At 51.8% G+C, this 8,446-nt stretch carries 10 protein-coding genes; all 10 read left to right on the forward strand.

Translation table 11 applies throughout. The features are described from left to right. The first annotated feature begins 2 nt into the window (after positions 1–2). A complete protein-coding gene (locus ACCI49_RS07930) occupies positions 3–1,919 on the forward strand; it encodes a phage tail tape measure protein (RefSeq protein WP_371838425.1) in 1,917 nt (638 codons plus the stop codon). After that, on the forward strand, positions 1,919–2,242 hold the full coding sequence (locus ACCI49_RS07935; protein WP_371838426.1) for a DUF2590 family protein: 324 nt from the start codon (positions 1,919–1,921) through the stop codon (positions 2,240–2,242). The genes ACCI49_RS07930 and ACCI49_RS07935 overlap by 1 nt, the downstream gene beginning before the upstream one ends. Next, complete coding sequence (locus ACCI49_RS07940) at positions 2,239–3,408, forward strand: baseplate J/gp47 family protein (RefSeq protein WP_371838427.1); 1,170 nt, start codon at positions 2,239–2,241, stop codon at positions 3,406–3,408. Before ACCI49_RS07935 ends, ACCI49_RS07940 begins: the two co-directional genes overlap by 4 nt. Beyond that, complete coding sequence (locus ACCI49_RS07945) at positions 3,405–3,929, forward strand: phage tail protein (RefSeq protein ID WP_371838428.1); 525 nt, start codon at positions 3,405–3,407, stop codon at positions 3,927–3,929. Before ACCI49_RS07940 ends, ACCI49_RS07945 begins: the two co-directional genes overlap by 4 nt. A 9-nt stretch (positions 3,930–3,938) precedes the next feature. Next, positions 3,939–5,717, forward strand: coding sequence for a phage tail-collar fiber domain-containing protein (locus ACCI49_RS07950; protein ID WP_371838429.1), 1,779 nt, complete (start codon positions 3,939–3,941; stop codon positions 5,715–5,717). Positions 5,718–5,725: 8 nt separating this feature from the next. Continuing rightward, on the forward strand, positions 5,726–6,370 hold the full coding sequence (locus ACCI49_RS07955; RefSeq protein WP_371838430.1) for a hypothetical protein: 645 nt from the start codon (positions 5,726–5,728) through the stop codon (positions 6,368–6,370). Between the two features lie 3 nt (positions 6,371–6,373). Next, on the forward strand, positions 6,374–6,577 hold the full coding sequence (locus ACCI49_RS07960; RefSeq protein WP_371838431.1) for a hypothetical protein: 204 nt from the start codon (positions 6,374–6,376) through the stop codon (positions 6,575–6,577). A 3-nt stretch (positions 6,578–6,580) separates the two neighbouring features. After that, entirely contained in the window at positions 6,581–7,486 is a 906-nt protein-coding gene (locus ACCI49_RS07965) for a hypothetical protein (protein ID WP_371838432.1), read from the forward strand. Beyond that, positions 7,483–8,040: a baseplate complex protein gene (locus tag ACCI49_RS07970; protein ID WP_371838433.1), complete on the forward strand. Its 558-nt coding sequence runs from the start codon at positions 7,483–7,485 to the stop codon at positions 8,038–8,040. Before ACCI49_RS07965 ends, ACCI49_RS07970 begins: the two co-directional genes overlap by 4 nt. Then, positions 8,027–8,446: hypothetical protein (locus ACCI49_RS07975; protein WP_371838434.1), on the forward strand; the 420-nt coding region annotated here is incomplete at its 3' end. The genes ACCI49_RS07970 and ACCI49_RS07975, both read left to right, overlap by 14 nt.

Below are 8,446 nucleotides of genomic sequence, written 5' to 3' on the forward strand. Positions count from 1 at the left end.
CAATGAGCACCAAATTTGAAAAGCTGATGTTTCGTATCGGACTCATCGATAAGGCTAGCGGCCCTATCAATAAGATCGATGCGCAAATGGAAAAGCTTTCCAGCCGTGCGACAAAGGGCGGTGCCATGCTGGGTGCGGCTGCTGCGGGTGGCTGGGCTTTACAGCGCTCACTTTCAGGTCTCCTCGGTCCCTCCATCGAAATGAACCGCGCACTGGGCGAAGTACGCAGCCTCGATGTACATGGGGAAGCCCTGGATAAACTACAGCGCACGGCTATCGCTTCCTCAATTCAATACGGAACCAGTGCGGCAGATTTTGTTCGCGCTTCTTACGATATCCAGAGTGCTATTTCCGGATTAGAAGGTGGAGAGCTGGCCAAGTTTACCGAGGCCAGCGCGATACTTGCGCAGGGCACCAAGGCAGACGTGGGCACCATCACCCATTATATGGGCACCATGTATGGCATTTTTCAGAAAGATGCTAAACGTCTGGGCAATGCTAAGTGGGTTGAGCTTGTTGCGGGGCAGACAGCTACGGCTGTGCAGATGTTTAAAACCAACGGCGCCGAAATGGCCGCTGCCTATTCCACTTTGGGTGCGGAAGGTCAATCTCACGGAATACAAATGGCCGAACAGATGGCCATTCTTGGACAGTTACAGGCCACCATGAGCGGCAGTGAGGCGGGCACTAAATACAAGTCGTTTTTACAGGGAGTTGGTAAAGCACAGGGACAGTTGGGGCTTAAATTTACCGATAGCCAAGGGCGTATGCTGCCCATGCTGGATATTCTCGGCAAGCTGCAAGGCACGCTTGATGGCTTGGGATCGGTCGAGCAAGGCCAGTTACTTATGAAGGCATTCGGGCGTAAAGAAGCTGTGGCATTGATTCAACAGCTGATGCTGGATACCAAAGGTCTGGCCAATAATATTCAAGCCTTGGACAACGTAAAGGGTATGGAAAAAGCTCGGCGTATGGCTGCCGAGATTGCCGACCCGTTTGACCGCTGGCGCGAGAGTAGCAAGGCGGTGCGTATGGTGATCGGTAATTCCCTGTTGCCGATTATTACTCCGCTCGTAGAAAAATTCATTGAGGGAAACGACACGCTGGTTGATTGGTCCTATAAATTTCCGCACCTCACCAAAGCGATAGGGATTACTACGCTGGTGATTGCCGGGTTAATCGGTACCGTGTTGGTGTTCGCCGCCGTGGGTGGTTTGATGCACTTAACCATTGCCGGGCTTGTAGGGTGGCAAGTGGCCTGGACAAAAGCAGTGGCACTAGGTTCTGGTGCGCTGGGATTGCTTACCAAGGGGCTAAAGATCGCACGCACAGCAACGCTATTATTTAGCCTGTCCCTTTACGCAAATCCTCTGATGTGGATTGCCGCCGCCGTTATCGGTTTGATTGCAGGCTTGGCACTGTTGGTGATTCACTGGGATACCGTCAAGGCTGCCACCCTCGGGTTTATTCATGGATTTATTGAGCGCTGGGGTTCTATTCGCAAAGCGATAGAGGGCAACCCGATAACGCGCCTTCTCGCGGCGCCGTTTCTGTTTGCCGCGGATATCCTTGGCTTCCTATTTAAGCAGATTGCAAAAATACCCGCGCTATTTACTCGCCTAAAGAATTGGCTGGGCGATTTGAATCTGTTTGAAGCCTTGGGCAGTGCGGCGGATTGGCTGATGGAGAAATTAAACCTGATACCGGGCATCAATATAGAAGCCAGTGTGGAGCAAGAGCGCTCCAGTATCCCCAAAGCTTCGACGCCTCAGTATCAGCCTAGCGCTGTGCCTACTGGGGGCATCTCTCAGCATATCCAGAACAACCAACGCGGCGGTATGCATATCGGAGAAGTCAAAGTGTATAACCCGGCGAGTGGTTATGGCTTTGTGGATGAAATGGAAATGGCGGCGGGCTAATGACTGAACCTAAATATCAAGACCTGTTAATTATTAACAACGATATAGCCCTTGATTCGGTCGGTGTTCCCATGGGGATTAGCGACCGGGCCTCTATTGCGCAGGATATTAAGCACATGATCCGCGAAAGCGGGTTATTAGTGGAATTGGTCGGTGAACGGCAGACTGATAAATGGGCCTTAAATCTCTCCCGCCTGGAAAACCTGGTGGAGAGCGACACGCGTATTCAGCCGGGCACGGCAAAGCTAACTCGATTGGATAAGGAATCTGTTTTAGTCAGTGCAAAAACGGTTGAGTATCAAACTATAGAGTTCACCCTATGAGCGAGCAGCAGCTGTTTACCAATCTTTTAAAAGAGGGTGGGGTTCCGACCACTGAGGCGGAAGTACGCACAGCGTTTGAAAAAGAAGTGGACGCGGAAAAGGTTGCTTTTACTAATAAGCGGGATATTTCGCCCTGGTGGCGCATGGTTACGGCATTAGTTATCAAGGCGGTTATGTGGCTGATCAATGCACAGATTAAAGCTGTGATGCCGCAAATGTACGTAAAAACTGCGAGCGGGCCTTTTCTGGAACTAAAGGCTGATGGGGTAAACCTTGAGCCCAAGAAAAAAGGCAAGGCGCGGGGGTTTGTGCAATTCACCCGCGCAGATAGTTCCGGCTCCCTGGATGTTGCCCAGAATACCGCAATACAAAGCCCCGTTATTAATGGCCGAGTGTATACCCTGCGCACCACAGAAAAAGTCATGTTTACCGATGGAATGGACACGGTGCTGGCACCGGTAGAAGCGGAGGAAGCCGGCAGTGCCTACAACCTGGCAGCGGGTTACTACTCCGTTTTGCCGGTGCTGTTGCCTGGGGTTATTGCGGTTACTAATTTGTCCGACTGGCTCACTCACCCCGGCACCGATGACGAAGACCCGGAAGAGTTGCGCAAGCGCATTCGCACACAGTTTATGGCCGTTAACCGATGGCATACAGACGCAGTTTACCGGTCGTTAATCGCCGGCTTTGACGGGGTGAACGATGACAATGTGTTTTTTAATAGTGATGCGCCGCGCGGCCCTGGTACCGCCGATGCCTATGTGATGTTTGAGGTCGGCAACCCGGATGCCACTTTTATTCAAAGCATACAGCGGAAAATAACCGATGAAGGCAACCACGGGCACGGCGACGATGTAAAAGTGTTTGCCATGCCTGAATCACAGCATGACATAACTGTCACCGTTTATACCATCGATGGTCTCAGCGGGGACACCAAAGACAATATCAAAGCGGACGTCGAGAATTTTATTCGCGCGGCATTCCGTGAGAATCAAGACTATAAACCCACCCTGGTTAAACCCTGGAGCCGCTTTTCTTTCTCTTTTTTAGGGGGAGAGCTACACGGCCAATTCGAGTTGTTGCGCGGTGTTGATTTCAATCTCGATTACATTGTTAGCCAGATGGATTTGCCAAGAATCAATAGCCTATCGGTGACCGTCGTATGATCGAATTGAAACTGCCTTTTTGGCTGTCTGGTCCCCAGCTTTCAAAACTGCGTAACGCCACACAACGTTTTTGGCAACATGTAGAAGACTGGCTTTATTTCCCGGTACGACAACAGGACCCGGAAACCTGTACGCCGGGTGCCCTGGATCTGCTGGCATGGGAAAGAGGGGTAAAGCGGTTTGACGGCGAATCTATGCAGCTGTATCGCTTGCGGGTGAAATATGCGTTTGTGAATGCACAGGACGCGGGCAGCGTGGCTGGGCTTAAACGGATTTTTGAACGCCTGCTGATTGGCTATGTGGAAATTGAAGAGCGCTTGCCCGACCGGGATTGGGATGTGATCAAGTTGCACCTATCGGATCAGCAAATGGCGGATAACCCGGAACTGTTGCAGATTATTTTGCAAAAATACGGGCGCCTATGTCGCCGCTACGAATTTGAAGTTTTAACACCGCTGCAAGTGCAATTGCGTACAGCGGATTGTGGGCACGACAACGGCTTTTATAAGGCTTCACTGTAGGAAAAGAATATGCCAGCAATTATTAATACGGGCGCGGCCTACATTGCCGCCAAGACCGGTGCCGGTGAGCCGGTGGAAATTACCCAGTTTGTTCTGGCGGATATCAACGGACTGGATCACACCCAGCCGGTGAGTCTGGCCGAACCAATGCCGGCAGCCAATGACGTTGTGCATCAGGCGGCAGTTACTCAGAAAGGCTATTTAACCTTGGATAAGGTGGTGTATTCGCTGGTGATGGATACTGAGGTCGGCGATTTCCACTTTAATTGGTTGGGGTTGGTGGCCAGTGATGGCACCCTTGTCGCCGTGGCCTATCTGCCGCGAACGCTAAAGACAGAAACGGCAAATGGCGCGCAGGGAAATAATATTACCCGCAATTTCCTTTTGCAGTTTGTCGACGCTCAACAAGCCACTGGCATTACTGTGCCCGCTGAAACCTGGCAAATCGACTTTAGTGCCTGGTTAAATGCCATGGATGAGCGGGAGAGACTGAGCAACCGGGATATGTACGGGCGTTCAGCCTTCTTTGCTGACGGCTGGAAACTGGTGGAGGAGTCTGGGAATTATAAACTCTTGCCGGGTATTGGCTATGTGGAAGGTATCCGCATTTTCAACGCACAGGAATTGATTATTGCGACCCCGAATACCATTCCTAAAGAAATTTGTATCGATGTATCTTTGCAAAAGGATTTAGATAGCGTGTCCACTGTGGTTACGGTCCACCAAGGGGCGGCCGCTGATTATGTGGACGGCGCGGGCGTTCAACACTATGTAGAAAAAATTTCCGACATACTGGCAACCGGTGAAGCCAGTGACCAGCGCAGGGTTTACGGTGTGGGTTATCACGGGGTTATCCAGTACCTTAAGAATCTCTCTCATATTTACGTTCTTCAAGAGCAATATGCCACCGACGACAAGTACGGCATTGTAAAGCGCGCTACTAAAGCGCTGGTTTTAGGGCGCGAGGATGATCAAACCTATGTTTCCCCAAAACAGTTGTGGGCCGCACTGGATCATTTAATTCCCAAAAATGTTGGGGTTTTCTGGCATGGGACCATTGACGATATTCCCGAAGGCTGGGCGCTGTGTGATGGTCAAGACGGGCGGCCCAATGCCATAAACCGCGTGATTGTGTGTGCGGGTGGTGAATACAGCCCTGGTGAATCCGGCGGTTCTGATTCTCAGACAAGTTCCCCCAGTGGTGGCCACACTCACGTAGCTTCATCCAATGCGACGGGAGACCATACACATTCAGGCGATACTGCGGACGGCGGCAGCCATTCCCATACAGCTTCAAGTGCTGATGCCGGCAGCCATTCTCACAGCGCCTCCACGGGTAGTGCGGGCAGTCACTCGCATTCTATTTCAGTCGCGAACCATACCCTTGCAACTTCTCGCACTCCTTCGCATGGACACAGTATTAACGGTGTGATGCTGCTGAAATATCCCGGTAATGAATCCTCCACCTATGGCCCGGACTATGATCCCAGTGACCGCGATGGCTCGATTGTGACTGGCGCAAACAATGGGAGCGGCGGCGCACATAATCATACTGCCAGCAGTAATTCTACAGGATCACACACTCACTCTGTGAGCGTTGGCAGCGGCGGCACACACAAACACGATGTTACGGTTAATAGTGGCGGAACACATAGGCACAGTTTCAGCACTACAAATAACGGCAGTCATTCACACAGCATAACCGTTGGCAGTGTTGGCGACCATGCCCATTCTGTGGACGTGCGCCAGCGCTATTACGCAGCCGCGCATATTATTCGAATCGCTTAGGGGGCGTTATGAAACTAACCATTATTAACGGTGACGCGGGCGACGATACCGTAGTTATTGATGGCCTCGCATTTCATTTTGATTTGGCGGGCCTTATTGATGATTCAATTTGGGCGGTACAGTGGAGCGATGAAGGCGAAAAGGCTGTAGGTGAAATTGAACTGCGCAGTGGAGAGCACGAGAAAATTACCTCCATAAGACAGTTTAAAAAAATTATTGATCGCTGGGACGAAGAAAAAGCCAAGGTTGATAAAGAGCAGGCAGAACAAGAAGCGTTTATAAAAAGTCGACAGTTTGCTTTTGATCTTATTGACAATGAAGCGGGGAGAGCGCGAAAGCGTTTTGTTCCCATTGGTTATGGCATGACCGATGAATATGCGCGGGTAAAGTCAGAAGCACAGAGATTTATTGATTCTGGTTTTACTGGTGAAGTGCCAGCCGCTGTACAAACCCACGCTGAAGTTAAAGGCGAGGAGCCCCGCGAGGCTGCCGAAAAAATTATACAAGCTTCCATTAAGTGGAATAGCGCCCTAGATAAAATCCGCGATATTCGGATTAAAGCCAAGGCGCAAGTGGAATCAGCAGAAGAGGGGGCGGATTATGTCGCTATTGCTCGCCCTTTGCTGGATACATTAAAAAAACTGGAGATTTAAACCATGTCTAACAAGTTATGGAGCTTTATTCGCTGGCACTTTCAGCCGCGCCATATATTTACGCCATTTGCTACAAGCAATATTTTGCACCATTTGGACCCATTGCCAGATAACAAAGGCTTTTTGGTGGCTGGTCGCCAGCATATTTATATTTTTGGTGTACGCGTAGCTTCTATTCAGCGTACAACCCCCTGGGAAAACAAGTAGCTGATGACCTGGCAGAGCGCGCAAATACAGTTCCCGCCCACGGCTAAGGGCCTTAGCGATGCGGTGGACGCGGCCCTGGAGCAAGGTAAAGGGGAAATCACCACGGCCCTGTCTCGACTGGGGGAGATTTCCCCTAGCTTTGCCATGAACCCAACAGCCGCTACCGCAATCGGTAGCGCGGCAAATCAGAATGCCCTGGTGGAGCTGTTCGGGACGGATTTGCGCGCGCTGGTGGTTCACCCTTATCAGGAAGGCGTTGGACAGGGGGAGAGCTACACCCGGCACCTGTCAGCCCCCAATGCGCAACAGGCACTCGCGGGCAAGCTGGGGGATGCCTGGGACAACCACAAGCCTAGCGGCCCCCTGGAGGCCGTGTGCGTGCTCTTTGCAGAACAGTCGCTAAGGGCCTTTGCCGAACGCTTGAAAGCGGTGTGTCAGTTGTTCCCGCTGTCTGAGCTGTGCGAGGCCGAGCACCGAGCCGAGCAGCTGTTGCGCCTGGAGTCGGAAAAGTCTGTATTGCCTGGTGCACCGCTGGGCGGCCACTGGCGACCGCGCAGGCTGACCCAGCTACAGACAGCCCGTTGGGCCTCACAAGCGATAGGGGCGGAGATTGCCAGCGCTCATGGCTACGAGGTGGAGAACAGCAACCCCCTTGAGGAGCTGCAAGCGCTGGCCGCCAAAAAACAGCAACACCTGGATACCATCAGGGCAACAACTGAAAATTTGGTGGCCCAGTTTACCGCTACCGGCAACACCTATTGCCTGTTTGCGACCGGCGAAGCGCGGCAGATCGCCAGCCAGATTACCGCCACACGGCCCTTTGATCACGACCACGGCTTTAGTGCAGCCATGCTCTTTACCGCTGCCCCTGGAGAACTCACCGTCCTGCAGGAGTTGTTTGGGTTATGAGATTAAATGACTTTACTCTGCGTGGTTCTGAGTTAGCCGTAAACGGTGTTTTGCGTATTGAAACGGAATCATTGGGCGGCAATACCAGCAGTAGCGACCGGGCAAAAAATGGCATTAAGCCAAAATCGCTGACGGTCTCCCTGGTGATTACCTTTGAGAATTCTGCCGATTTATCTGCGTTGATTCAGCAGGCGGAATCCGTCGATGAAAATGGAAAACTGACCGTCTTCGATATTGTGGATGAAACCGCGCGGTCGATGAATATTCGCCAAGTGCAATTTAATGAGGCGTTCAATGTTCGCAAGATTCCAGAAAAGCAGGCGTGGCGGATAAATTTTACCCTCTCGGAATATTTATCGATTCCCGAAAAAGTCGAGCAACGACAGCAAACACAGACCGCGCAACAGCAGAGCGCCAACGGTGAAGCGGTAGCGGCTGGCAGCACGGAAGAACAGCAGGGCACAGAAAACTATACCGGCTTTGAAAAGGTGCTGAAGTTTGCCGACGACGCATTAGCGCCCGATGAAGAGGAGGGTGCTGATGCAGTTACATAAGCGGCTGACCGTCAACGGCGAACCTGTACCCCTCATCGATGACGATGTACGGCTTGATTTATTCTCCCCTGGTCGTGCGGCTTTTACCGTGCGCAGTTCCTCTTCCTTAAATGGCTTGGTGCAACTCGACATAGGTTACAACCCGAATAAGTTGCAGCGCTTTTTTATTGGCTATGTCGCAAATTGCACACCCGTCGATAACGACCGCAAAAAATTACTGTGCCGCGAACTTACCGCCGCGCTCGCACAACTGGTGCCGCTGGCGGAACGCTATGTCACCCTGGCCGGAGTACTGGGAGTTGTGTCGGCAATGACCGGCCTGCGATTCATCACCGGTACAGGTAGCTATACCGACAATAAAGCTCCAGCTTTTTATAGCGCGGGTACAGGTTACTGGGTTATGGAC

This window comes from Microbulbifer epialgicus (genome assembly GCF_041447265.1).
GTDB lineage: Bacteria > Pseudomonadota > Gammaproteobacteria > Pseudomonadales > Cellvibrionaceae > Microbulbifer > Microbulbifer epialgicus.